Source organism: Mangrovimonas futianensis, from assembly GCF_021245805.1.
Lineage (GTDB): Bacteria > Bacteroidota > Bacteroidia > Flavobacteriales > Flavobacteriaceae > Mangrovimonas > Mangrovimonas futianensis.
The window spans coordinates 297,013-321,510 of record NZ_JAJJNF010000004.1 but is presented as its reverse complement, the minus strand read 5'-3'; the positions used below and the strand labels follow the sequence as shown (position 1 = coordinate 321,510).

Sequence of the window (24,498 nt, the reverse complement as noted above, 5' to 3'; positions counted from 1 at the left end):
AAACGTTTGATTCAAAATCTTTCTTTTTCAATCACAATTGGCAATATTTGTTAGACCAAATCTCTACAAAAATTTTCGTCTAACTAATTTAAAAGCAGTTAAATCTAATGTCTCAAGCCGTAGAACCCATCCTTCAAGAAAACAAAGATAGATTTGTTATTTTTCCTATTCAGCATCATGATATTTGGGAATGGTATAAAAAATCGGAAGCAAGTTTTTGGACGGCAGAAGAGATTGACTTGCATCAAGATCTAACTGATTGGAATAGTAAATTGAATAATGACGAAAAGTATTTCATTAAACATATTTTGGCATTTTTTGCAGCTAGTGATGGTATTGTAAATGAAAATTTGGCCGAAAATTTTGTTAATGAAGTTCAGTATAGTGAAGCCAAATTTTTCTATGGGTTTCAAATCATGATGGAGAACATCCATAGTGAAACTTATTCGCTTCTGATTGATACTTACGTGAAGGACGAAAAGGAAAAGGATGTTTTGTTTAAGGCAATAGAAAATTTTCCTGCTATTAAAAAGAAAGCCGATTGGGCTTTAAAATGGATTGAGTCACCTAGTTTTGCCGAACGCTTAATCGCCTTTGCAGCGGTTGAAGGTATTTTCTTTTCTGGAGCCTTTTGTTCTTTGTTTTGGTTGAAAAAACGCGGCTTAATGCCAGGGTTGACTTTTTCAAATGAGTTGATTTCTAGAGATGAAGGCGTACACTGTGATTTTGCAGTGCATCTTCATAACCACCATTTGGTGAATAAAGTTCCAAAAGAACGTATCAAAGATATTTTGACGAATGCATTAGATATAGAAAGAGAGTTCATTACCGAGTCACTTCCTGTAAGTTTGATTGGTATGAATGCTAATCTAATGACCCAATATTTGGAGTTCGTTACCGATAGACTTTTGACTGAGCTAGACTGTGAAAAGGTATACAACACCACTAATCCTTTCGACTTTATGGACATGATTTCTTTACAAGGAAAAACTAATTTCTTTGAAAAGCGCGTGTCTGAATATCAAAAGGCAGGCGTCCTAAATAAGGAGGAGGAAGAAGATAAATTCAAATTTGATGCTGATTTCTAGTCGGTATTAATTTCCAAACATATAAATATCGGGGTGTTGAAACTTGTGTTCTGTATCCCAAATTCTTTAAATAAACCCGCTGGATTTTAAATTCTTGAAATTCGGACAGTAGCTAATTAACCCTTTTTCTGAAGGCGTATCAGAAAAATAAAAACAAACTAAATTATGTATGTAGTAAAAAGAGACGGTCGTAAAGAGCCGGTGATGTTTGATAAAATCACCGCTAGAGTAAGAAAGTTATGCTACGGATTAAACGAGCTCGTTGATCCGGTTAAAGTAGCCATGAGAGTTATTGAAGGTTTGTATGATGGTGTTACCACCAGCGAATTGGATAATTTGGCAGCAGAAATTGCAGCTACATTAACTACGGCACATCCAGATTATGCGCGTTTAGCGGCTAGAATCTCAGTTTCTAACTTACATAAGAATACTAAAAAGACCTTTAGTGAGGTCATGCATGATTTATATACCTATGTAAACCCAAGAACTGGAAAGGAAGCTCCTTTGTTATCTGATGAGGTTTATAAAGTGATCATGGATAATCGTGAAGTTCTCGATTCAACTATTATTTATAATAGAGATTTTGGATATGACTATTTTGGTTTTAAAACCTTGGAGAGATCTTATCTTTTAAAAATAAATGGACAGATAGCAGAGCGTCCGCAGCATATGTTGATGCGTGTAGCCGTGGGAATTCATATGGATGATTTGGAAGCTGCTGTTGAAACTTATGAGTTGATGTCCAAAAAATACTTTACGCATGCTACACCAACGTTATTTAATTCGGGTACGCCAAAACCACAAATGTCTTCTTGTTTTTTATTAACCGTTAAGGAAGATAGTATTGATGGTATTTATGATACGTTAAAGCAGACAGCCAAAATTTCCCAATCTGCTGGAGGTATTGGGTTGTCTATTCATGATGTGAGAGCTACAGGTAGTTATATTGCGGGAACTAACGGAACTAGTAATGGAATCGTGCCTATGTTGCGGGTTTTCAATGATACCGCACGTTATGTAGATCAAGGAGGAGGAAAGCGTAAAGGTAGTTTTGCGATTTATATGGAGCCATGGCATGCCGATATTTTTGACTTTCTGGATTTAAAAAAGAACCATGGTAAGGAAGAAATGCGTGCGCGTGACTTGTTTTACGCCATGTGGATTCCAGATTTGTTTATGAAAAGAGTTCAAGAAGATGGTCCTTGGACTTTGATGTGTCCAAATGAATGTCCTGGTTTGCCTGATACTCATAGTGAAGAATTTGAAGCTCTATACCTAAGGTATGAGGAAGAAGGAAAGGGAAGAAAGACCGTGAAGGCTCGTGAACTTTGGGAGAAGATTTTGGAATCTCAAATTGAAACCGGAACACCTTATATGTTATATAAGGATGCAGCCAACCGCAAGTCAAACCAAAAGAATTTAGGAACCATTCGTTCTTCTAATTTATGTACTGAAATTTTGGAGTACACAGCGCCTGATGAAGTAGCCGTTTGTAATTTGGCGTCTATTGCATTGCCTATGTTTGTGAAGGATGGCAAATTTGACCATAAAGAGTTGTTTAGGATTACTAAGCGAGTTACAAAAAATTTAAATCGTGTCATCGATAGAAATTACTACCCGGTAGAAGAAGCTAAAAATTCAAACTTCCGTCACAGACCAGTTGGGTTAGGAGTGCAGGGATTGGCAGATACCTTTATTAAATTGAGGATGCCTTTTACCAGTGATGAGGCCAAAAAATTGAATCAAGATATTTTTGAAACGCTTTATTACGCAGCCGTTACTGCTAGTATGGAAGAAGCTAAAGTGGATGGCGCCTATCAAACCTATGAAGGGTCTCCTATCAGTCAAGGAGAATTCCAACACAATCTTTGGGGAATTAAAGATGATGAATTGAGCGGAAATTGGGATTGGGAGAAATTGAGAAAAGAGGTCAAAAAACATGGTGTAAGAAACTCTTTATTAGTAGCGCCTATGCCAACTGCCTCAACGTCTCAAATTTTAGGTAACAACGAATGTTTTGAGCCTTATACTTCAAATATATACACTCGTAGAGTTTTGTCAGGAGAATTTATTGTAGTTAATAAGCACCTATTGGAAGATTTGGTTGAGTTAGGTCTATGGAATGAAGGCTTGAAACAAGAAATCATGAGAGCCAATGGTTCAATTCAAGATATTGACATTATTCCACAAAACATTAAGGAGCTTTACAAGACAGTTTGGGAGTTAAGTATGAAGGATATTATTGATATGTCCCGCCATAGAGGATACTTCATTGATCAATCCCAATCTTTAAACTTGTTTATGGAAGGTGCTACCATGGCAAAACTAACCTCTATGCATTTCTATGCCTGGAAAAGTGGTTTGAAAACGGGAATGTACTATTTAAGAACGAAGAGTGCTGTAGATGCTATTAAGTTTACTTTGGATAATACCAAAAAAGAGCAAAAAACGGAAGCGCCGATTATAGATGAAAAGGTAGTAGCTCAACAGAAAGATAAGGCGGCTAAAACAGCTGCGAAATTTGCCCAAGAAACCACCGAAGTGGAGCCAATGTCACCAGAAGAGTTAAAAGCTCTTATATCTCAAGCAAAGGAGTCAGAAGGTGATGATTGCTTAATGTGTGGATCTTAATTTTTTAAAAAGTGTTAATAAAAAAAGCATCTCAATTCGAGATGCTTTTTTTTGTATTAGAAGAAAGAAGATTTTATTCTTCCTCATTTGTAGCTCTTGGCTTAGCAGGTTTTACTGAATCATCATGAGAATGATAATACTCCTCCATTAAATTCATGGTTGCAGTCAAGAGGTCCTTAGTTTCTAGAAGGATGCTAAAGTATAAGGTGGTATTTTTTGGACTTGATTCTTCAGATCTTGTTCTTTCTACTTGATGCTGAATTTTCTCCTTTACCAGGGCGTATACCTCATTTTTACTACTTAATATAGCTCCAATTTTTTCAAATGACCCCGAGTCAAAGGCATCTTTGGTATCATTGAATAAAATTTCAAATTTATCATCAACCTCCTTAAGTTCTTTTATTTGGCTGAATTTTAGTTTTTTATGATTGTTGTTGATATGCTTATGACTCACTTTTGAAATATATTCCAATGATTGAGCCATGTCTTGCAAATAACCTAGAACATGAATGTAGAAATTGCTTGCTCCAATGCTAGATTCATCTAAGTTTTTAATAAAGTAAAAAATATTGTCTCGAAGTTCATCAATCTCATTAGATAATTTCAAAACTTGCTTTCTATTCTTTTTAAGTAAAGCCAAATCTTGTTTAGCGAGACCATTTATAGCATTGCTATAAATTTTATTTCCTCTCTTAACGACATTTGCAATGTTTTTTGCACTTTCGTGAATAACACCCTGGATAGAGCTATTTTCAGAATAAGTCAAGCTATCTTCGGCCTTAGTTTCAGAACTTTGTCTTCTATGAGTAATGTAATTTCTAGCAATTAAAATAAGCGCTAGTAAAAGAAGTACCGGAACCATTACTTTAACATTCCAATTGATCAAATAGGCAATCAAGCCTGCGGCAATAAACGCCATGAATGCGGTGAAGAACCATCCTCCAATGACGTTAAGAACTCCAGCAACCCTATAAACGGCACTTTCGCTTCCCCAAGCTCTATCTGCTAAAGACGTTCCCATGGCAACCATGAAGGTTACATAGGTAGTTGAAAGAGGTAATTTCATGGATGTTGCTAATGAAATTAATGCGGCAGCTACTGTTAAGTTAATGGCTGCTCTAACCATGTCAAAAGCCGGTTGATCTTCTGCTTTGTATTTAGAAACGGCGGCAGTAGGTTTGGTAAATTGTTTTTCGATTTTTTCTTGCCAAGAACCTGGTAACAAATAGCTAGAAAATTGAGACATCGCTATAGCCGATCTTACAAAACCACGTGATAAGAAATTTGGTTGGAATCGTTCCTTGCCATCACCTTCTCTTGATAAGTTGATTTCTGTTTCGGTAACTTTTTTTGCTTTTGAAGACAACCATAAGGTTGCTACCATTATCAATCCTGAGATAACTAGCATTATAGTAGGTGTTGGCACTTTTTCAGCCAAGACACCCATACTGAAAGCATCAGCTGAAACTCCAGAGCTTACCCAAGCGTTGTAGGATTGGTAACCAGCTATAGGAACACCAATAAAATTAACCAAGTCGTTTCCTGCAAAAGCCAAGGCCAAAGCAAAGGTTCCAACTGTAATGATTAATTTATAGATATTGGTTTTAAAAATGATCATTAAAGCATAGGATATTAAAGTCCAAAGAACAAAACTTAAAGCGACAATGATCAGTACTTTTTCTTCAAGAAATTTACTGATTTTCATTCCACCTAGAATATCCAATTCTTGACCTGCAAAAGCAGTCCCTTTAATACCTTTTAAGAAGATAAAATAGGTAATAGACGCTAATGCAAATCCTCCAAATACTGCACCTACCCATTTTGATTTGTTTAAAAAATTGTAGGATAACAATAATCTGGTTACCCATTGAATGATAGCCCCTACTGAAAAGGCTACAACCACCGAGAGTAAAATCCCAAAAATAATTGAGGTTGCTTTGGAGGTATTGATGTAATTTACTACATCAGAAAAATCTCCGTTTTGATGGGCAATTTTAATAAGAGCCATTGCAACAGAAGCACCTAATAGTTCAAATACAATAGAAACCGTAGTTGAAGTAGGCATCCCGACCGTGTTAAAAAAATCAAGAAGTAAGATGTCGGTTATCATGACAGCCATGAAAATAATCATGATCTCGTCAAACATAAACTCATGAGGGTTAAAAATCCCTTTTCGAGCAACCTCCATCATACCGCTGGAGAATATGGCTCCCACCGCGATACCAATACTGGCAACAATCATAATGGTTTTAAAGGAGATTGCTTTAGAACCAATTGCTGAATTTAAAAAGTTTACAGCATCATTACTAACCCCAACTACCAAGTCAATAACTGCTAAGGTAGCTAAGGCAATAACCATTAATAAATAAATATTATCCATGTGTTTTAAGAAATAGAGGCAAATATCTATAGTGTATTATTTAGACATGTTACCTTATTGTTATTTTTTATTTTAAAAGTGAATTTCTACCTGTAATCTGGCTAAAACACTATCATTTGATTCGGAATTCAAATATGAGAAATCCGTCTGTAACTTTAATTTATGTCCAACAAAATATTTTGATATTCCTAAGGTATAAGAATTCATTCTATCTGCATTGGTAATTTCTTCAAATTCATTGTTTGAATAACGACCAGAAAACTCCCAATTGTTTTTTAATAAATAGCCCGACTGAATGTTGTACCCCTTTCCTATTAAAACAATATCCCCGGTTTCTGTGCCATCAGAATTTTTAGCGATTGGGTCATCGGCATTTCTTTTGGCATATTCCCCCATGATAGATAAACCTTTATACTTAAACATGAAGTCGGCAAAGATTGTAGAGATGTTGGTTTGATATAAACCTAAATCATTTTCCATATATGAGCCCATATTACTTCGAGTTCTTACCGCATCTTGATTGTAATCATAGGTGACTGCTAGCGATAGTTTTGGGGTTTGAGTTCTTAACAAGTCGCTCCCCATGTAATCTTCTTTTTTATCAAATTCACCAAATGGAAAGACCTCTAATCGGCCCGTGTATTGATAGCCTCCTTGATTCCCTGTGGTTACATTTCTTCCTTCTCCTTGTGAAATAGATACAATTTCCTTCATGACAAGAGAATTTCCTATGGCTGTTTTATGGTGTAATTGTAATCCAATATCTCTATCAATGTTAAATCGAGAATTTAAAATGGAGCGGTCTACAAATTGAAGGTTGGCAGAGGAAATAACCCTTTCCCTGTTTCCCGGTAATTTGGTTTGTCCGAACCAAAGTACAAAATTCTCATAGAATTTCCATTTTAGAACGGCATCCATTACATATCGAGGCGTATTGCCCGTGTATTTTGAACCTCCTGAGATGTCTCTGTTTGACAAGCCTATTTCAAGCTTATAAACAAGTTTTGGCGAAAATGCGTATCCATCAAATTTTAACCTTGATCTTCTAATAAGAGTATTAGTGGTTTGATCCGAAAGTTTTTGGTAGGAATAATCCCATGAGGACGAAGAGAGTACTTGAAATCTTGCTCCAAGTTTCATGGTCCATGAGCTATCTTTTGCTTTTAGATTTAAAAGGCCTTTGCCAAAGGTAGAAGTCTCTATTGTTTGGCTACTAGAAAAGTGTATTGCAAATAGCATTAGCGCTATTGCGATTATTTTCTTGTTCATTATTATGTATTAGTTTTTGTCGCTGCAAAGAACTTACTCTAATGTTAACTTAATGTTTCCTTAATATTAAGTTTAAGTATAAAAAAACTGCCTCCAACGAGGCAGTTTCCATAGAACATACTATTGGTAGTCGACAAAAACTAATATTTCATATGAACTATTCGTAGTGTTTATAACAACGCTACAAATATCCTTTAGAATGTTAACTTCTATGTAATCATAATATTAATTTAATATTAAGAATGTTAAATTCTTCGCATTTTAAAAACTTAACATTGGGTAAGTAATTGAAAAACAGGTAAATACGCGTTTAATGTTATCTAAGTGTTAAGAAAAGGTTTCCTGAAAGTAAATTATTGACTATATTTGAGTAAGAAACAAAATAATAAACCCAAACAGACATGAAAAAATTAGTGATTTTAGTGATGATGTTGGCTGGAGTTACATCATTTGCACAAAGTAAATTAGGGTCTAAGATAGAAAAGTCAAATAAATTGTATGAGGCGACGTATTACCATGATAATGGTGTAGTGAGCCAAACAGGATATTTTAACCAAGCGGGCAAATTACAAGGCACTTGGACGAGCTTTGATCTTCAAGGAAACAAACTTGCTCAAGGTAAATATGATAATGGCCAAAAAGTAGGCAAGTGGTTTTTCTGGACAGAAACATCTTTAAAGGAAGTAGATTACAGCAATAATACCATTGCCAGTGTAAGCGAATGGACAAATAAAGCTCATATAGCTTCTAGAGATTAGGTTTCTAAAAGAATCTTCTAATAAAATAAAAAAGCACCCTGTTTAGGGTGCTTTTTTATTTATAGTTCACTTTCTAATTATTCATGAGTCCATCCTGCTCCCCAAGAAGTATAATCAGTTCCGGTACCATTACCATCACCAGTGATGATGTCACCTTCAGTAAAGGTCACACCTGTATCATTTTTAACTTTAGTTGTAACATCGTTAAAAGTAACATCAGTAATATGTAAGTCACCACTAATTACACCAGCTCCTGTTGGATTGTCTCCTGAGTCACCGTCTAAATCAAAACCTTCATCAAAACCTTCAATAAGAACATTGTTAAAGATACCTTGAGTACCAGCTCTTAAACGAACAGCTTCATTTCCAGTCTCAGATCCTAATCCAACAATGTGAAGATTATTGATAGTTGGCTTGGAATAGTAACCAGCAGCGTTGCTATAATCAGTATTGTAACCATCAGCTTCAATACCTTTATCATGGTCTCCCATATGCTCAATGTAAACATCGGTTAGTGTGCCAGAAAATCCTTCAGTCCAATCAACTGAATCGTCTTCCATACCAATCATTGAAATGTGACTTGCATTTACAGTTCCACCAAAAAACTCAATACCGTCATCTTTTCCAACATAACCTTGAATGTAATTAACAGTTGTACCATTACCTACACCATAAAAAGAAAATCCATTGTTTTCAGATTGACCATCTGCAGCACCACCACCATATTCAACACGAACATATTGTAATGATCCAGAGTTATCAGCTTCATTGGTTCCACCGTAAGGTAAACTTGCAATTTCAGAAGTTGAAGTTGCAGATCCAGTAACTGAATTGATAGGAGCTCTTCCTAATAAGATTAGTCCTCCCCAATCTCCAGCTGCAGGGTTAGTTGCATTTGATGTAAACACAATTGGGCAATCTGCCGTACCGTTAGCATCAATTTGAGCGCCTTGAGCAATAGCAACATATACATTAGCGCCAGCAGCTAAAGCTTCAATAGTCATACATGGAGGAATAGTTAAAGTTGTTCCAGAAGCCATGATAAGTGGGCCATTAATTACATAATTGTTATTAATGTCTAAAGTTAAATCTGAAGTATAAGTACCAGATAAGTAAACAGTTTCACCAGTGTTTCCGCCGTTACCACCTTCAATTGTGGTGCTGTTGTCACTGTTATCATTGATCACGATATCCGCAGTGTCGTCTGTCGTACATGAGAATAGCATTGAAATAATTGCTAATCCTAAAATAAAATTATTTTTCATCTTTTTCGAGTTTAATTATTTTTCTATTGTTAAAATTATGGGTTGTTAAAAATTGTATTTAAGTTGTAATCCAACATTCATACCTCGTTTATAGTCTGAAACACCTTTCCCATTTACCGAGTTAACAGTAATATCTCCTAAAGTTGTTTCTCTGAAGTATCCGATGTTAGGATTTAAAAGATTGGTTGCGCTAAGATTGATTTCAAAATTTTTATTAATGGTGTTTTTCCAGATAAAGTCTAAAGTAGGAACACCTTTTTCGATAACATTTCCTAATTGACCAGATCCTAATGCATCAATTCTATCAGAAAAATATGAGAATACTAAATTGGCAACCGGTTTATAACTTGCGCTGAAATTAGGTGAAAAACTGATGTCTGCATTAATAATGAACGGAGAGGCTCCTTGTAGTTCGTCTTCAGTACGGTTTGAGAATCCAACATTATAGGTGTCGCCGTCAATTTCAGAATACAAATCTTGTTGTGTATGCATGTAGGTGGCATTCATTCCCATAGATAGAATGGATTCATCATCAGCATCTGCGATTAAATTTTTCTTCACCTCTAATTCAACACCATATACGCGGGCCTTATCACCAGTTCTAAAGTAACGTTGAGTACCTGTCGCGTCTGCACCAACCACTAAGTTGATGGGGTCGTTGATTTCTTTGGCGAAACCTGCCATAGAAAAGATTTCACTTTTACTGAAAAACCATTCGTACTTTAAGTCGATGTTGTAAACTTTTGAATAACCTACTTCTAAAAGATCTGGGTTACCACCAACTCTCGTTGATACATCCTCATAAACGAATGGAGCAACTTCTTTAAATTCTGGTAAGGATATGGTTTGACTTCCTGTAAGTCTAAGGTTCATATCATCATTTAAAGCATATTTAATATTTAAACTAGGTAGAAAGAAATTATCATAAAATGATTTTGTGTCTTCCCCATTTGAACCTAAGTTGATCACATCGTATTCAATACTTTGATCAATAGATTCTAGTCTTACACCTGGAACAAATAACCACTTTCCAGCCTTGATTTCTGCATTTAAATAACCAGATTGAATATTCAATAGACCCTTATAAGTGTTTTCTGGTAAACCTGGTCTGTTGGTGTTTGATAATCCTGGGTAAGGATTTAAAACATTGATATCGTATATGCCTTCTTCAGAAGCAGGATTAATTCTCAAGTTATCTAAGGTAAAAATGGCATTGAAATTATTTACATTGGTAATTTGATAATTACTATCTAGAATGTCATATCCGTAGCGTATGTTATTAAATGTTCTTGTTTTGCTTCTTCCATTGTACCCAAAGTTTAATTTGAATTTGTCAGAAATGTTGTAAGCAAGGTTTAATCGACCATTGTACTCTTCATCTTCAATGTTTTGGAAGTAGCGTTGGTTGTCAAATGCAACGTTGCTATAGAAGATGGGATTAGTAGTTGGATCATTGTCCAAAGCATAATCATAGTTTTCTAAACTGATACGTTTTCTATCTGGCTGTTTGGCATAAACAACATTATAGCCCAATCCCCAATCTAAATCAACTTTTCCAGAGGTGTGCTCTCCTAAGATTTGATTTACAAAAATTTGATTTTGGTCAAATTGAACATTCATTTGATAAAATCCTTTATCTGTATCAGCAATACCATCACGGTTTCTTCCTAAACCATCTATTCCATAGTATCCAACAACGTCTGAAGAACTGTTGATAAATAAAGAGTTATAGGATAATTTATTGTTGTCATCAATACGGTAATTAAGGTTTGCCATAGCAGTAGTGTTTGTGGTATATTCATACTCTTCTGCACTATCTTCAAAGGCTTTTTTCTCTGTTAAGGTATAATCAATGTTAGAACCTTTACGGTATTCAAAATTGTTTCCAAAAGAACCGGTAACAAACAAGCTCAAGCGTGAACCGTTTTTAAAGTCGAATGATTTACCTCCCGAAGCACCATAGGTAACATTAATTGGGGTTCCTGCATCTACTGGGTCAATACCATGAGAAAGAATAATGGCAAATGGATTGTGTTCGTATCTTCCGTAGTATCCAAAATATCCTGTTCCTTCACTTCTTACAAAGCTTTTATCGATGGCATTAGAATTGAATCCACTTCCAACAAATACTTCTAGCATGCCATCGCCTTTGTAGTTTTTAGAAGTAACATCTACATTACCTGCAGAGAAGTCGCCGTAGTACTTGCTTGAATAAGCTTTACTAATGGATACATTTTCAATAATATCTGAAGAAAAAAGATCTAGATTGATATTTTTCTTGTTAACATCATTTGATGGTAATGCCAAACCATTCATTGTGGTGTTTTGGTACCTGTCGCCTAGACCACGCACATAAACGTTACTTGAACCTTCTTGCTTAGAAATACCAGATATTTTAGCAACAGCAGCAGCGGCATCGCTCACCCCTTTTCTTGAAAGTTCTTCGGCTCCTATACTTTGCTTAATCTCAACAGCTTTCTTTTGCTCTAAAAGTAAGGCAACCTCACTTTCTCTTTTTGTTGTTGTAGTGATTACAATTTCGTCTAGGGCAGCAGCATTTGCTCCCATAGGTACATTTAGTTCTGTTACTTTTCCAGGTTCAACAGTTACAGTGATTTCTTGTGATTCATAACCAACAAAACTAAACACCAAGGTGTAGGTTCCAGGATCTATGTTTTCTAAAGCATATAAACCATCAAAATCAGTAGTTGTTCCTTTAATGGTCCCTTTAATTAATACATTGGCAAAAACCAATGGCTCATCATTAGCTTCTTTATCAGTCAATTTACCAACGATAGAACCTGATTCTTGAGCGTAGGTAAATATGGAAGTTAATAAGGTAAATACGAATATAAGTCGTTTCATTTCTCGGTTTAATTTCATGGGGCAAAGAAACCTCGATTATGTAAAGTTTAAGTTAATCACAGGTTAAACATCCTTCATTAAAATGTTACCTAAAGGTTAGGTAAAGCCTATATTTTTTAAATTTCGAAACAATTTTTTAACATGGTAATGGCTATATTGCGATGCATTAAATCTTTAATATGAACTGGGAGCAATTACTTTCTTTAAAACGTTTTGGAGACACAAATAAAAGGCTCAGGAATGAGCAGGATGAAACCCGGTTGGGATTTGAAGTGGATTATGATCGTATTATATTTTCATCAGAGTTTAGAAGTCTTCAAGATAAAACCCAAGTGATACCATTGTCACAAACAGATTTTGTTCATACCAGATTGACTCATAGTTTGGAGGTAAGCGTGGTAGGAAGAACCCTGGGTAGGAGAGTTGGAGCAAAGATTATAGAAAAGTACCCCCATCTTACTACTATACATGGATATCAAGCGAATGACTTTGGTGCTATTGTGGCAGCTGCCGCTTTGGCTCATGATATTGGGAATCCACCATTTGGACACTCGGGTGAAAAGGCTATCGGGGAATTTTTTAAAACTGGTAAGGGATTTCGATTTAAAGAGGTATTAAGTGATAAGGAGTTTCAAGATTTATGTGATTTTGAAGGAAATGCCAATGGTTTCAAGATACTAACTGAAAGTAGAGCCGGTAGGGAAGGAGGCCTTCGGTTGAGTTATGCTACTTTGGGTGCATTTATGAAGTACCCAAAAGAATCTCTACCTAAAAGGCCTACTAAGCATATCGCAGATAAAAAGTTTGGTTTTTTCCAGAGCGAAAAAGACGCCTTTATGGATGTGGCAAGTGATTTAGGTTTGATTGAAACTAGAACTGGTTCCACAGTCAGTTTTGGACGCCACCCATTAACATATTTAGTTGAGGCAGCCGATGATATTTGCTATACTATAATTGATTTTGAAGATGGAATAAATATGGGGCTTATTCAAGAAGAATATGCTTTGGAATATTTGATTAATTTGGTCAGGGATTCCATAAATGCCAATAAGTACCACCAACTAACCAATACCAAGGATCGGGTTAGTTATTTAAGAGCGTTAGCAATTAATACACTTATCAATGAGGCCGTGGATGTCTTTGTGAAAAACGAGGAAAGCATATTAAAAAATGAGTTCGGTGTTTCCCTGTTGGATAAATGTCAATATGAAGCCCAAATTTCCGACATTATTAAATTAAGTGTAAAACAAGTTTATCAATCCGAGGAAGTTATCGGGAAGGAGATAGCAGGGTATGAAGTTTTGAATGATCTTTTAACTGTCTACACCAAGGCGTTAGATAACTTTATGAAAGGGGAAACATCCAATTATGATAAACTTATTCTAAAGACTTTAGAAAAACATCTTTCATTACATGAGAACATGACAACTTATGAAATGTTGATGATGGTTTGTAATTATGTAGCAAAACTATCAGATAGTAATGCCATTCTGACTCACAAAAAGATAAAAGGAACTTATTTGTAATTTAGTTCTTTCAAGATGCAGTTTTTAATGGATTCAGTATCAATACCACATATTTTTTGGAGTTCTGGAATCGTTCCTTGTTCAATAAATTGATCTGGAACTCCCAAAATTTTTATACGATTGGTATAGTCATGTTCATTTGCAAATTCTAAAATGGCACTACCAAATCCTCCAGATATAATGCCGTCCTCAACAGTGATAATGGATTGAAATTTATTGAATATTTCATGTAAAATGTCTGTGTCCAAAGGCTTTATAAAACGCATATCATAATGACCGATATTCAAATTGGTTAAATCAGAAAGGGCATCCTCCACATTGTATGCCATAGTTCCTAAAGATATGATAGCTAGTTTTTCTCCTTGCCTTAAGCAAATTCCTTTTCCTATTTCGATGGATTGGAAGGGGCTTTCCCAATTAATATTTCTTCCTCTTCCTCTAGGATACCTTATGGCGATGGGAGCTTTTAACTCCAACTGGACCGTGAAAAGTATATTGCGTAGTTCTTCTTCATTCCTAGGGGCAAAAAATATTAAATTCGGAATGCTTCTTAGATAAGCTATGTCAAAAATACCATGGTGGGTTGCTCCATCTTCTCCTACCAGTCCAGCTCTATCCAAGCAAAATATTACTGGAAGATTTTGTAAGGCTACATCGTGAATGACTTGATCGTATCCTCGCTGTAAAAATGTTGAATAAATATTGCAATAGGGTATGAAACCATCTGCTGCTAAACCAGCGGAAAAGGTGACCGCATGTTGTTCAGCAATCCCTACATCAAAGGCTCTTTCAGGAATTTCAGCCATCATATATTTTAGAGAACTGCCTGAAGGCATTGCTGGGGTGATTCCAATAATCTTTTCATTAGTTTTGGCGAGTTCTAACAGCGTATAGCCAAAAACATCTTGAAATTTGGGGGGTGTTGGAAGGTTTGACTTTTGAAATAATTCACCGGTGACCGAGTCAAATTTTCCTGGAGCATGATAGGTTACTTGGTCTAATTCAGCTTGCTTTAGGCCTTTTCCTTTTACAGTTTTGACATGTAATAATTTAGGGCCTGGAATATTTTTTAAATCTTCCAGTGCCGTCATTAATACAGGTAGGTCATGACCATCAATTGGCCCAGTGTAAAATAACCCAAGTGCTTTGAAAATGTTTTGATCGGAGTTTGGGGATAAGTTTTTAAAATGCTCTTTTAGAGCACCTACACTCCAGTCAATCCCAATGCCATTGTCATTCAAAATAATTAGTACATTGGCTCCAGACACACTAGCATGATTTAAAGCCTCAAATGCCATTCCACTGACAATGGAAGCATCTCCAATGACAGCGATATGTTGTCTATTCTCATTTCTTAGTTGGGCTGCTTTTGCCATTCCAAGAATGGCAGATATAGAAGTTGATGAATGGCCTGTTCCAAAAGCGTCAAAGGGACTTTCTGATATTTTAGGAAAACCACTGATACCATGTAGTTGCCTGTTGGTATCAAATACATTTTTTCTTCCAGTTAGTATTTTATGTCCGTAAGCCTGGTGGCCTACATCCCATATTAATTTATCCTTAGGTGTTTTAAACAGGTAATGGAGGGCTATGGTTAACTCAACTACTCCTAGGCTAGCACCCAAATGACCTGCCTTGGTGGCAACTGCATGTATAATATATTGTCTGAGCTCCTTGGCTAAGGTAGGAAGTTCATCTTTTGAAAGATTCCTTAAATCTTCAATATTATGAAGTTGATTTAAAATCATTTGGTTTCAATGGATAATTGTAAATGCAAATTTAGGGGAAGTCTAATAAAAGGATTAAAGTTAAATTTGAATATTTTTTGTTAAGAAATTATAAAATTAGATACATCATCCCTTATATTTGCTCATTCTCAACTAAAAAAGGAACAAAACAAAATTAAAAATGAAAAAAAGTTACTTAAGATTCTTTTCTTTTTTGTTGATATGCCTCAGTTTTAATCTGACATTTGGACAAAAGAGATTAGCGGATTCCCGTTACAATGCGGTTGTAAATTCTTACCTAGAAAACATTAAGGGTGAATATGGATTTACAGCCAATGATTTTTCTGATTTATACATCAATCATGAGGTATATTCTAAAAAATCTAATTTAACGCATTTATATCTTAATCAAAGATATCAGGGAATTGAAATTTTTAATGCCATTTCTAGTGTTGCATTAAGGGATAATTCAGTTTTTTATTATGCAAATAATTTAATTGGGGACATTGCTCAAAAAATTAATGCACAATATCCAAGCATTAATGCTCAGGCAGCTTTGCAAAAAGTAGCTATGGAATTTAACCTTGGGAATTTACAAGGACTTGAAGAGATAGGAGCATTGGAAAATGAGATTACTTTCAATAATGCAGGAATTTCTAGATCTAACATTCCAGTGAAATTGGTATACTTCTACAACCAAGAAGCAAATGAGTTAAAGTTGGCTTGGGATGTAAGTGTTGAAGCTTTGGATGGTAATCACTGGTGGAGTATTCGTGTAGATGCACAGGATGGAAGTATTTTGGATACTGCTGATTGGGTTTTAAGCTGTAATTTTGGAGAGCATGTAAATCACAGTGCCGCTGCTCATGGAAAAGGAACAAACGAAAAGGCCTTCTCATTATTTAAGGCAGCAACTTTAACTGCAGATGGATCTGAATATAATGTTTATCCTTACCCTGTAGAAAGCCCTAATCATGGTTCAAGAAGTTTATTGTCTGAGCCTTCTAATGATATTGCATCTCCTTATGGATGGCATGATACCGATGGTGTTGCTGGTGCAGAATACACAATTACTAGAGGAAACAATGTTTGGGCCCAAGAGGATCAAGATGGTAATAATGGAACGGGATACGCTCCTGATGGATTGGAAACCTTATCTTTTGATTTTCCACTTGATTTTGAGCAACAACCTGCAGGATATGTAGACGCTGCAATTACCAATTTGTTTTACGCCAATAATATGATGCACGATGTTTGGTATCATTATGGTTTTGATGAAGCAAGTGGAAACTTCCAAAGTAATAACTACGGAAATGGAGGAGCAGGTAATGATTATGTTTTTGCAGATGGTCAAGATGGTTCTGGAATGAACAATGCTACATTTGGAACACCTCCAGATGGATCCAATCCTTCTATGAGAATGTTTTTATGGGATAGTGCAGATAATGCCATTCCCCAACCACTTACTATTAATACCGGTGATTTAGCTGGAGGTTACATTGCTGCTTTACCAGCTACGGGACCAGGAAACAACATTACAGGACCAAGTTCTATTCCAGTTACAGCAGACCTTGTAGTTGTTGATGATGGTACTGGGGCTCCTACAGAGGGATGTAATGCCTTAGTAAATGGAGCTGATGTTACAGGTAAAATTGCGGTTATCAAAAGAGGTAACTGTACGTTTGTTGATAAAATTCAAAACGCTCAAGATGCTGGTGCGGTTGCCGTGATTATGGTAAATCATAACAATCCAACTAATGATCCAGATTATGTAGAATATGTAACAATGGCTGGACAGTCTGTTCCTGCGTTCACGATTCCTTCAATCTTTGTTAACAATGCAGATGGTCAGCCAATTATTGATGCCTTGTTAGGAGGAGAAACTATCAATGCTACAATCGTATTGGATGAGGTATTTAATATTGACGGTAGCTTTGATAATGGCGTTATGGCACATGAATATGGTCATGGAATTTCAAATAGACTTACAGGTGGAGCTAATAACACAGGTTGTTTAGGTAATGCGGAACAAATGGGTGAAGGATGGTCTGACTGGGTAGCATTGATGATGACAATGACGTCAACAGATCAACCAACAGATGCAAAGGCTATTGCTACTTTTGTTTTGGCTCAAGATACAGATGGTAGTGGTTTGAGACCAGCTCCATACAGTACAGATTTTGCTATTAATGACTTTACCTATGGCGCTACTAATGATGATACAGTTCTTGGTACCATTAACGGAGAAGAAGTGTCCTGGAATGAGATTGTTCATAATATAGGTTTTGTATGGGCTACGATGCTATGGGATTTAACATGGGCATATGTGGACAAGTATGGATTTGATCCTGACCTAATGAATGGTGATGGTGGAAATAATAAAGTGATGCAAGTAGTAATGGATGGAATGAAATTACAGCCTTGTAATCCTGGATTTGTTACTGGAAGAAATGCTATTTTACAAGCTGATATGGCTCTTACTGGAGGTGAAGATCAATGTTTGATTTGGGAAGTGTTTGCTAATAGAGGATTGGGAGCAGGAGCTTCACAAGGGCTGCCTTTCTTGATGACAGATCAAGTTGAAGATTTCTCAATGCCTGATGAAAATGATGAAACGCTTCAAAACTGTACTTCCTTAAGTGTAGAAGATTTCAACTTTAATCAATTTAATGTGTATCCTAATCCAACTAATGGCATGCTTTACATTAAAACTGCCACAAGCGTAGGTAATGTAACCCTTACCTTAACAGATATGAATGGTAGATCAGTTTTGACGCAACAAGCTAATTTAGTAGATGCAGCTCATATGGATATGAGTCAATTACAATCTGGAATTTATATATTGAATATAAAAGGTACTTCTTTAAATGTAAATAAGAAGATCGTTAAAAAGTAAATTGAACTTTAGATTTATAAAAAAGGCAGCTTATTCTTAGCTGCCTTTTTTTATTTTTATCCTATGGAAGGTTTGTTTGATCATCAATATTTCATGAAGAAAGCACTTCAAGAAGCTGAAGTCGCCTTTGAAAAAGGTGAAATACCTGTTGGAGCGGTTATTGTAATAGAGAATAGAATTATTGCTAGAGCCCACAATTTAACTGAGTTATTAAATGACGTGACTGCCCATGCGGAAATGCAGGCCATCACATCGGCATCAAATTTCCTTGGAGGTAAATATCTTCACAATTGCACGTTATATGTGACCCTTGAGCCATGTCAAATGTGTGCAGGAGCTCTATATTGGAGCCAAATAGGTCATATTGTCTTTGGTGCTCGGGATGAAGAAAGAGGGTGTATCAATCTAAAAACGAAATTACATCCTAAAACCAAAATGGAAGGAGGTATTCTGGCTGATGAAGCGGCAAAATTGATGAAGCGGTTTTTTATAGAAAAAAGAAATTTGAATTAGTGTTTATTTCTTCTTTGCGATTCCCGCATTTTGTCAATATTTTCTTTGGTCAGCATATAGTCTTTCATATTCTTGTCCTTCCATCGGTAATAAGAGAAGAGTGGAAAGACAATAAAAAATAACCCAAGGCATCCAAATCCAATTAATTTTTGGGAATAATCCACATCTAGTATAAAGCCACATAGAATGCTTGTCAAGGAGGCTACAAAAAAGATAAAAGTGATGATTTTAATGGGTTTCATTTAATGGGTAATATCAATTAGTTTTCTTCGGTAAACAGTAAGTAATTTCGACTTGGAAATAAAGCCAATGTATTCGCCATCTTTTGTGACAGGGAGATTCCATGCATTACTGTCTTGAAACTTTTTCATAATGGATATCATCTTGTCTTTATTAAGGTCAATAACTTCTGGAGGAATCTGCATGATGTCCTTAGCAATCACCTCTTCATAAAGTGATCGATCAAACATGATTGGGCGTATGTCATCCAAGAGGATGATGCCTTTTAATTTTTTAGTGTCCCTGTGAATCACAGGGAAAATATTACGGTTAGATTTAATAACAGCTTCGTGAACTATTTGTCCTAAGGTCATGTCGCCCGTAACTGGGATAAAGTTTGTTTCTACTACTTTATCAATGTCCATCAAACTCAATACTGCATGATCCTTGTCGTGAGTTATTAACTCTCCTTTTCTGCCTAATTCCATGGTGTAAACAGAATGTGGATAGAAGTATTTGGTCAAGGCAAAAGAAATCGTTGAAGTAAGCATCAAGGGGATGAATAACTCATATCCTCCAGTGACTTCAGCAATTAAGAATATAGCGGTAAGTGGCGCGTGTAAGACACCAGCCATCAGTCCTGCCATTCCTACCAATGTGAAATTGGTTTCTGATACTTGTAATCCGAAAATCTCAAATTTGTTAATAATACGCGCTATGCAATTTCCCATAATACTTCCCATAAATAGGGTAGGGGCAAAAATTCCACCAACACCTCCAGCTCCAAATGTTACCGCTGAAGCAATAATTTTAAACATAACCAATCCAGCCATTAGGAAAATAACAACCCAAAATTCAGTCAGGTCCAGGCCTAAAAAATTGTTTTGAAGTGCTTTTTCTGGATCACCAGCAATTAAATTGTTCATCACGTCGAAACCTTCACCATAAAGTGGCGGAATGAAGTAAACTAAAACTCCAATAATCACCCCCCCAATGATGAGTCTCATAACATTAGAGTTAATCTGATCAAAGAGCTTCTGTATTCGGTCATATACTTCTGTAAAATACATGGAAACCAAAGCGCTTATGATACCTAGGATGAGGAAAAAGGGGATGTCTTTCAAATCAAAGTTTTCAGTAATTCTAAACGGCAACAAAACATCATTGCCAAAAAAGAAATAGGAAGTTAAAATGGCTGACAAGGATGCTAAAAGTAATGGAAGTAAGGAGGTAATGGTTAAATCAAGACTAAAAACTTCAATCGCAAATATGATGGCAGCAATAGGGGCTTTGAAAATGGAAGAAAGTGCTCCAGCTGCGGCACAACCAATTAGCAAATTCCTAGCATTTTGGTTCATGTGAAATAATCTGGAAATGTTGGAGCTAATAGCTGCTCCAGTGGCAACAGTTGGTCCTTCTAATCCCACCGATCCACCAAACCCTACTGTTATTGGAGCTGTAAGAAGGGAACCAAACATTTGGTATTGCTTCATAATACCTTTTCTCTTTGCAATAGCATAAAGGGTTGAAGGAATACCATGACTTACCCGATTTCTAATCACGTAAGTTATGATAAGGTAAACCAATGCGAACCCAATTATTGGAAACAAGAAATAAAAGGCATGATGGTAATACTGAATGATATTACTTTCTAATATATGTTGTATAAAGTGGGTGAAGTTCTTCAATAAGACGGCACCTACTCCTGAGGTAAACCCCACCAGCATGCTTAAAAGGTATATGAACTGTTTGTTAGAGATATGCTTGATTCTCCAAAACAAAAAGGTTGTCAAGGTTTTTTTAAAGAATTGTGCCATATTTAAATCACTAGTCTTACGCCTCCTAATTCTTCAACCTTATAACTGAATTTGTCTCCAGGAGAACCAATAAACATAAAGTTGACTGGGATTTTCCAGCGCTTTGATAATTCTTGAATGAGTTCAGGGTTAAATTCTCCTTCTTCAATGATTAGTTCCAATTTGATTTTAGGATATTCCCTATCTAAAAAGTCAATTTCAACGGCCAAGTTTTCTGGAACTTGATGTCCCGGTTTCACTACATGAACAATTTTGATTTTTCGAGTGTGCTCATTTTTTGTAATGTAGAGCATGACTTTGTTTAAAGCGGCAATGTTATCTCCCCTGGTAAAAAAGACAAATTCCTGCTGGTTTATTTTGTCTATGAAGTTGAGAATATTTCTATCCATTTTGTAGACGCCTCTTCTAATTGGGTCAAACATGTAGTGGATAAATTTAAGTAGCAATTTTAAAACTAAGGTTCTATTCAACATGAAGATGATGAATATCATGAAGGGTATAAAATAGCTTAAAAATACGTTTACGTTGCTTGGATTTCCTTCCTTTGGATTCATTAAAATGTTCCCAAGTAAGGCTATTAGAACACCTAAAATAGCAATGAATACCGCCGGCCATCGAGCCTTCTCTGGCCTAGGAAGGGATTCTCTTTTAACCTTTAATAAAATGTTTCCAATCCCGAACAAGGCCATAACAGATAAAAAGGAAATTGTATATACACCGGCTAAAAGACTTACTTCGCCTTGGGTTATCATTAAAACCGAAACGGTAAGTAGAAAGAACATAATAATGATTCGGTAAGAACTTCCTTTTTTATTCTTTTTGAGGAAGAACTGAGGCATGATTCTGTCCAGGGTCATACGCTCCAACAATCCAGAAACACCCACAAAACTTGTAAGAACAGCTCCGCTCAAAACCAAAAAGGCATCAATAGAAATGAGAATGGCGACCCAATTCCCTCCAACTAAATTAGCCATTTCAACTAATAAGGTATTTTGATAATCATCACCTCTCAAAACGGGGATTGTAAACAATGCCAAGGCAAACAAAGCCATAAGAGGATTGATAATGCTAACAATACCCCACATGTTTCTTAAAGTCTTAGGAAAGACTCCTTTTTGTTGTTCTTCAACAAAGTTTGCAGAACTTTCAAACCCCGAAACACCCAACATGGATGCAGAAAATCCAAGAAAAATAGCAATCCAAATACTGCCTCCGGCTAATTCAAAATTCCAATTTTCAAAAAATATGGAAATGCCATTTTGAAATAAATAGAAAGCTATAAAACCAGTAAGAATCAGTAAAGAAATCAAGTGAAAAAGAAAGATGCCAATAGCAACCTTGGAAGATTCTGTAATACCTCCAATAGTTAATAATGCAAAGACTCCCAACAAACCCACGGTTGATAGTATAATGGGCATTGCGGGAACCAAATGGTGCAAATAATGTATGGCTTCGTTTGCAGAAATAACGGCTGTAGCCATATATGAAAGTATGGTGAGCGTTGCTGCAAAAGATGCCATGAATTTACTAGTGGTGTTCAAAAGGGCATTGTAAGCTCCTCCGTTTAAAGGAAGGGCTCCAACGACTTCACCATATATTCGGCGGAATAAAAATAGGACCAACGAAACAATAAGCAAGGTAATCCAGGCATATTGTCCAGCATAAGCAATGGCTAAAGCAGATACATATAAAACAGATGAGCTAATATCGTTTCCACAAATGGCTGTTGATTCTAGCTCATTTAGTTTTTTATGTACCTTATTTTTCATGATGTTTAACTTTTAGACTTAGTTCCTCTAGTTGCATGTTGTCAATAGGAGCAGGAGCATCAATCATTACGTCTCTACCGGCATTGTTTTTAGGGAATGCGATGAAGTCTCTAATTGTTTCTTGTCCCCCTAAGATAGCAACTAATCTGTCTAATCCAAAAGCTAAACCTCCATGAGGTGGTGCGCCATATTCAAAAGCATTCATTAAAAAGCCAAATTGAGCCTTGGCTTCTTCTTCAGTGAATCCCAGATAATCAAACATTAGGGACTGTGTTTTCCTATCATGGATTCTGATGGATCCTCCTCCAATTTCGTTTCCATTTAAAACAAGGTCGTAGGCATTGGCCTTTACTTCTCCAGGTTTTGTCTTCAATAATTCCAATTGTCCTGGTTTTGGAGATGTAAATGGGTGGTGCATTGCATGGAATCTTTCGGTTTCTTCATCCCATTCCAATAGCGGAAAATCAACAACCCACAATGGAGCAAATTCCTTTGGATTCCTTAATCCAAGTTGTTCTGCTAATTCCATTCTTAGGGCACTCATTTGCGCTCTTACTTTATTTTTGTCACCAGATAGAATACAGATTAGGTCGCCTGGTTTGGCTCCCGTTAATTGAGCCCATTGCTCGAAATCTGTTTCATCGTAAAATTTATCGACTGACGATTTAAAAGTCCCGTCTTCATTGTAACGGCAGTAAACCATTCCTAGGGCTCCAATCTGTGGTCGTTTTACCCAATCGATAAGTTTATCGATTTCCTTGCGGGTATAGCTATTGCCATTTGGAACTGCAATCCCTACTACCAATTCAGCTTGGTTAAAAACATTGAAATCTTTGTGTTGGGAAGCTTCATTCAGCTCTCCAAACTCCATTCCAAATCGAATATCTGGTTTGTCGTTTCCATATTTTTTCATGGCTTCGTCATAAGTCATTCTTGGGAACTTATTTATTTCTATACCATGAATTTCCTTAAGTAGGTGTCTAGTCAAACCTTCAAAAGCATCTAAAATGTCTTCTTGCTCCACAAAAGCCATTTCACAGTCTATTTGGGTGAATTCTGGCTGTCTATCGGCTCGTAGGTCTTCATCTCTAAAACACTTTACAATTTGAAAGTACTTGTCCATGCCACCAACCATTAACAATTGTTTGAAGGTTTGTGGTGATTGAGGTAAAGCATAAAACTCACCAGGATTCATTCTTGACGGAACAACAAAGTCTCTGGCGCCTTCTGGAGTAGATTTAATTAGATATGGCGTTTCAACTTCAATAAAACCTTCTTTAGAAAGATAATTTCTAACTTCCTGTGTTACTTTATGTCTAAAAATCAAGCTATTCTTGACAGGATTTCTACGAATATCTAAATAACGATATTTCATTCGTAATTCCTCACCACCATCTGTTTCATCCTCAATAGTAAATGGAGGAAGATTTGCTTGATTTAATATGGTTAATTCTTTAACTAAAATTTCAATGTCACCAGTAGCCAGATTTGGATTTTTTGAGCTTCGTTCGATAACGGTCCCCGTTACTTGGATAACAAATTCCCTACCCAATTTTTGAGCCTTTTCCATAATGGATTCAGGAGTTCGTTCTTCGTCAAGAATCAATTGGGTGATGCCATAGCGGTCTCTTAAATCTACCCAAACCATAAATCCTTTGTCTCTGACTTTTTGGACCCATCCAGATAGGGTCACTTCTGTATTAATATGTGATGCTCTTAATTCACCACAAGTATGACTTCTAAACATTGAAAAAAATTTGATGTGCAAAATTAAA

The 24,498-nt window shown here is 36.1% G+C and carries 15 protein-coding genes; 6 read left to right on the top strand and 9 right to left on the bottom strand.

Annotation, left to right across the window (positions count from 1 at the left end; translation table 11 throughout):
* The first annotated feature begins 107 nt into the window (after positions 1 to 107).
* Together LOK78_RS08600 and LOK78_RS08595 are read left to right on the top strand one after the other, a co-directional pair.
* On the top strand, positions 108 to 1,088 hold the full coding sequence (locus LOK78_RS08600; protein ID WP_232634598.1) for a ribonucleotide-diphosphate reductase subunit beta: 981 nt from the start codon (positions 108 to 110) through the stop codon (positions 1,086 to 1,088).
* Positions 1,089 to 1,253: 165 nt separating this feature from the next.
* Positions 1,254 to 3,719 (top strand): ribonucleoside-diphosphate reductase subunit alpha, encoded by a 2,466-nt coding sequence (locus tag LOK78_RS08595; RefSeq protein WP_166956270.1) that lies wholly within the window; start codon positions 1,254 to 1,256, stop codon positions 3,717 to 3,719.
* 73 nt (positions 3,720 to 3,792) lie between these two features.
* Here LOK78_RS08595 and LOK78_RS08590 read toward each other — a convergent pair whose 3' ends face one another.
* Entirely contained in the window at positions 3,793 to 6,099 is a 2,307-nt protein-coding gene (locus LOK78_RS08590) for an inorganic phosphate transporter (RefSeq protein WP_166956267.1), read from the bottom strand.
* A 72-nt stretch (positions 6,100 to 6,171) separates the two neighbouring features.
* Positions 6,172 to 7,368, bottom strand: coding sequence for a porin (locus LOK78_RS08585; protein WP_232634597.1), 1,197 nt, complete (start codon positions 7,366 to 7,368; stop codon positions 6,172 to 6,174).
* A gap of 401 nt (positions 7,369 to 7,769) precedes the next feature.
* Between LOK78_RS08585 and LOK78_RS08580 the strand changes: the two genes are divergently transcribed.
* Positions 7,770 to 8,126 (top strand): toxin-antitoxin system YwqK family antitoxin, encoded by a 357-nt coding sequence (locus tag LOK78_RS08580; protein ID WP_166956261.1) that lies wholly within the window; start codon positions 7,770 to 7,772, stop codon positions 8,124 to 8,126.
* A gap of 77 nt (positions 8,127 to 8,203) precedes the next feature.
* Here the strand turns inward: LOK78_RS08580 and LOK78_RS08575 are convergent, their stop codons facing one another.
* Together LOK78_RS08575 and LOK78_RS08570 are read right to left on the bottom strand one after the other, a co-directional pair.
* Positions 8,204 to 9,391 (bottom strand): beta-helix domain-containing protein, encoded by a 1,188-nt coding sequence (locus LOK78_RS08575; protein WP_053970551.1) that lies wholly within the window; start codon positions 9,389 to 9,391, stop codon positions 8,204 to 8,206.
* Positions 9,392 to 9,436: 45 nt separating this feature from the next.
* Entirely contained in the window at positions 9,437 to 12,256 is a 2,820-nt protein-coding gene (locus tag LOK78_RS08570; protein WP_232634596.1) for a TonB-dependent receptor, read from the bottom strand.
* 179 nt (positions 12,257 to 12,435) lie between these two features.
* Between LOK78_RS08570 and dgt the strand changes: the two genes are divergently transcribed.
* Positions 12,436 to 13,782, top strand: a complete 1,347-nt coding sequence (gene dgt / locus LOK78_RS08565; protein ID WP_232634595.1) for a dGTP triphosphohydrolase — start codon at positions 12,436 to 12,438, stop codon at positions 13,780 to 13,782.
* On the opposite strand, the gene LOK78_RS08560 is transcribed toward dgt, so the two are convergent.
* Positions 13,773 to 15,530 (bottom strand): 1-deoxy-D-xylulose-5-phosphate synthase, encoded by a 1,758-nt coding sequence (locus LOK78_RS08560; RefSeq protein WP_232634594.1) that lies wholly within the window; start codon positions 15,528 to 15,530, stop codon positions 13,773 to 13,775. The genes dgt and LOK78_RS08560 overlap by 10 nt on opposite strands.
* 160 nt (positions 15,531 to 15,690) lie before the next feature.
* On the opposite strand from LOK78_RS08560, the gene LOK78_RS08555 reads away from it, so the two are divergent.
* Entirely contained in the window at positions 15,691 to 18,405 is a 2,715-nt protein-coding gene (locus tag LOK78_RS08555; RefSeq protein WP_232634593.1) for a T9SS-dependent M36 family metallopeptidase, read from the top strand.
* Positions 18,406 to 18,468: 63 nt separating this feature from the next.
* A complete protein-coding gene (locus LOK78_RS08550; protein WP_166956247.1) occupies positions 18,469 to 18,918 on the top strand; it encodes a nucleoside deaminase in 450 nt (149 codons plus the stop codon).
* On the opposite strand, the gene LOK78_RS08545 is transcribed toward LOK78_RS08550, so the two are convergent.
* From LOK78_RS08545 to aspS, 4 genes are read right to left on the bottom strand one after another with little or no spacing between them, the layout of a single operon-like run.
* Positions 18,915 to 19,160, bottom strand: a complete 246-nt coding sequence (locus tag LOK78_RS08545; protein WP_082316514.1) for a hypothetical protein — start codon at positions 19,158 to 19,160, stop codon at positions 18,915 to 18,917. The genes LOK78_RS08550 and LOK78_RS08545 overlap by 4 nt on opposite strands.
* Positions 19,161 to 20,954: a chloride channel protein gene (locus LOK78_RS08540; protein WP_053970546.1), complete on the bottom strand. Its 1,794-nt coding sequence runs from the start codon at positions 20,952 to 20,954 to the stop codon at positions 19,161 to 19,163.
* 2 nt (positions 20,955 to 20,956) lie between these two features.
* On the bottom strand, positions 20,957 to 22,723 hold the full coding sequence (locus tag LOK78_RS08535; protein ID WP_232393443.1) for an APC family permease: 1,767 nt from the start codon (positions 22,721 to 22,723) through the stop codon (positions 20,957 to 20,959).
* Positions 22,713 to 24,470 (bottom strand): aspartate--tRNA ligase, encoded by a 1,758-nt coding sequence (gene aspS, locus LOK78_RS08530; protein WP_232634592.1) that lies wholly within the window; start codon positions 24,468 to 24,470, stop codon positions 22,713 to 22,715. The genes LOK78_RS08535 and aspS overlap by 11 nt, the downstream gene beginning before the upstream one ends.
* Positions 24,471 to 24,498 lie beyond the last annotated feature (28 nt).

Coding starts and splice junctions, on each gene's coding strand:
- LOK78_RS08575 (WP_053970551.1), bottom strand. CDS start 9,391: ATGAAAAATAATTTTATTTTAGGATTAGCAATTATTTCAATGCTATTC.
- LOK78_RS08545 (WP_082316514.1), bottom strand. CDS start 19,160: ATGAAACCCATTAAAATCATCACTTTTATCTTTTTTGTAGCCTCCTTG.
- LOK78_RS08535 (WP_232393443.1), bottom strand. CDS start 22,723: ATGAAAAATAAGGTACATAAAAAACTAAATGAGCTAGAATCAACAGCC.
- LOK78_RS08600 (WP_232634598.1), top strand. CDS start 108: ATGTCTCAAGCCGTAGAACCCATCCTTCAAGAAAACAAAGATAGATTT.
- LOK78_RS08570 (WP_232634596.1), bottom strand. CDS start 12,256: ATGAAACGACTTATATTCGTATTTACCTTATTAACTTCCATATTTACC.
- aspS (WP_232634592.1), bottom strand. CDS start 24,470: ATGTTTAGAAGTCATACTTGTGGTGAATTAAGAGCATCACATATTAAT.
- dgt (WP_232634595.1), top strand. CDS start 12,436: ATGAACTGGGAGCAATTACTTTCTTTAAAACGTTTTGGAGACACAAAT.
- LOK78_RS08595 (WP_166956270.1), top strand. CDS start 1,254: ATGTATGTAGTAAAAAGAGACGGTCGTAAAGAGCCGGTGATGTTTGAT.
- LOK78_RS08580 (WP_166956261.1), top strand. CDS start 7,770: ATGAAAAAATTAGTGATTTTAGTGATGATGTTGGCTGGAGTTACATCA.
- LOK78_RS08560 (WP_232634594.1), bottom strand. CDS start 15,530: ATGATTTTAAATCAACTTCATAATATTGAAGATTTAAGGAATCTTTCA.
- LOK78_RS08550 (WP_166956247.1), top strand. CDS start 18,469: ATGGAAGGTTTGTTTGATCATCAATATTTCATGAAGAAAGCACTTCAA.
- LOK78_RS08555 (WP_232634593.1), top strand. CDS start 15,691: ATGAAAAAAAGTTACTTAAGATTCTTTTCTTTTTTGTTGATATGCCTC.
- LOK78_RS08540 (WP_053970546.1), bottom strand. CDS start 20,954: ATGGCACAATTCTTTAAAAAAACCTTGACAACCTTTTTGTTTTGGAGA.
- LOK78_RS08585 (WP_232634597.1), bottom strand. CDS start 7,368: ATGAACAAGAAAATAATCGCAATAGCGCTAATGCTATTTGCAATACAC.
- LOK78_RS08590 (WP_166956267.1), bottom strand. CDS start 6,099: ATGGATAATATTTATTTATTAATGGTTATTGCCTTAGCTACCTTAGCA.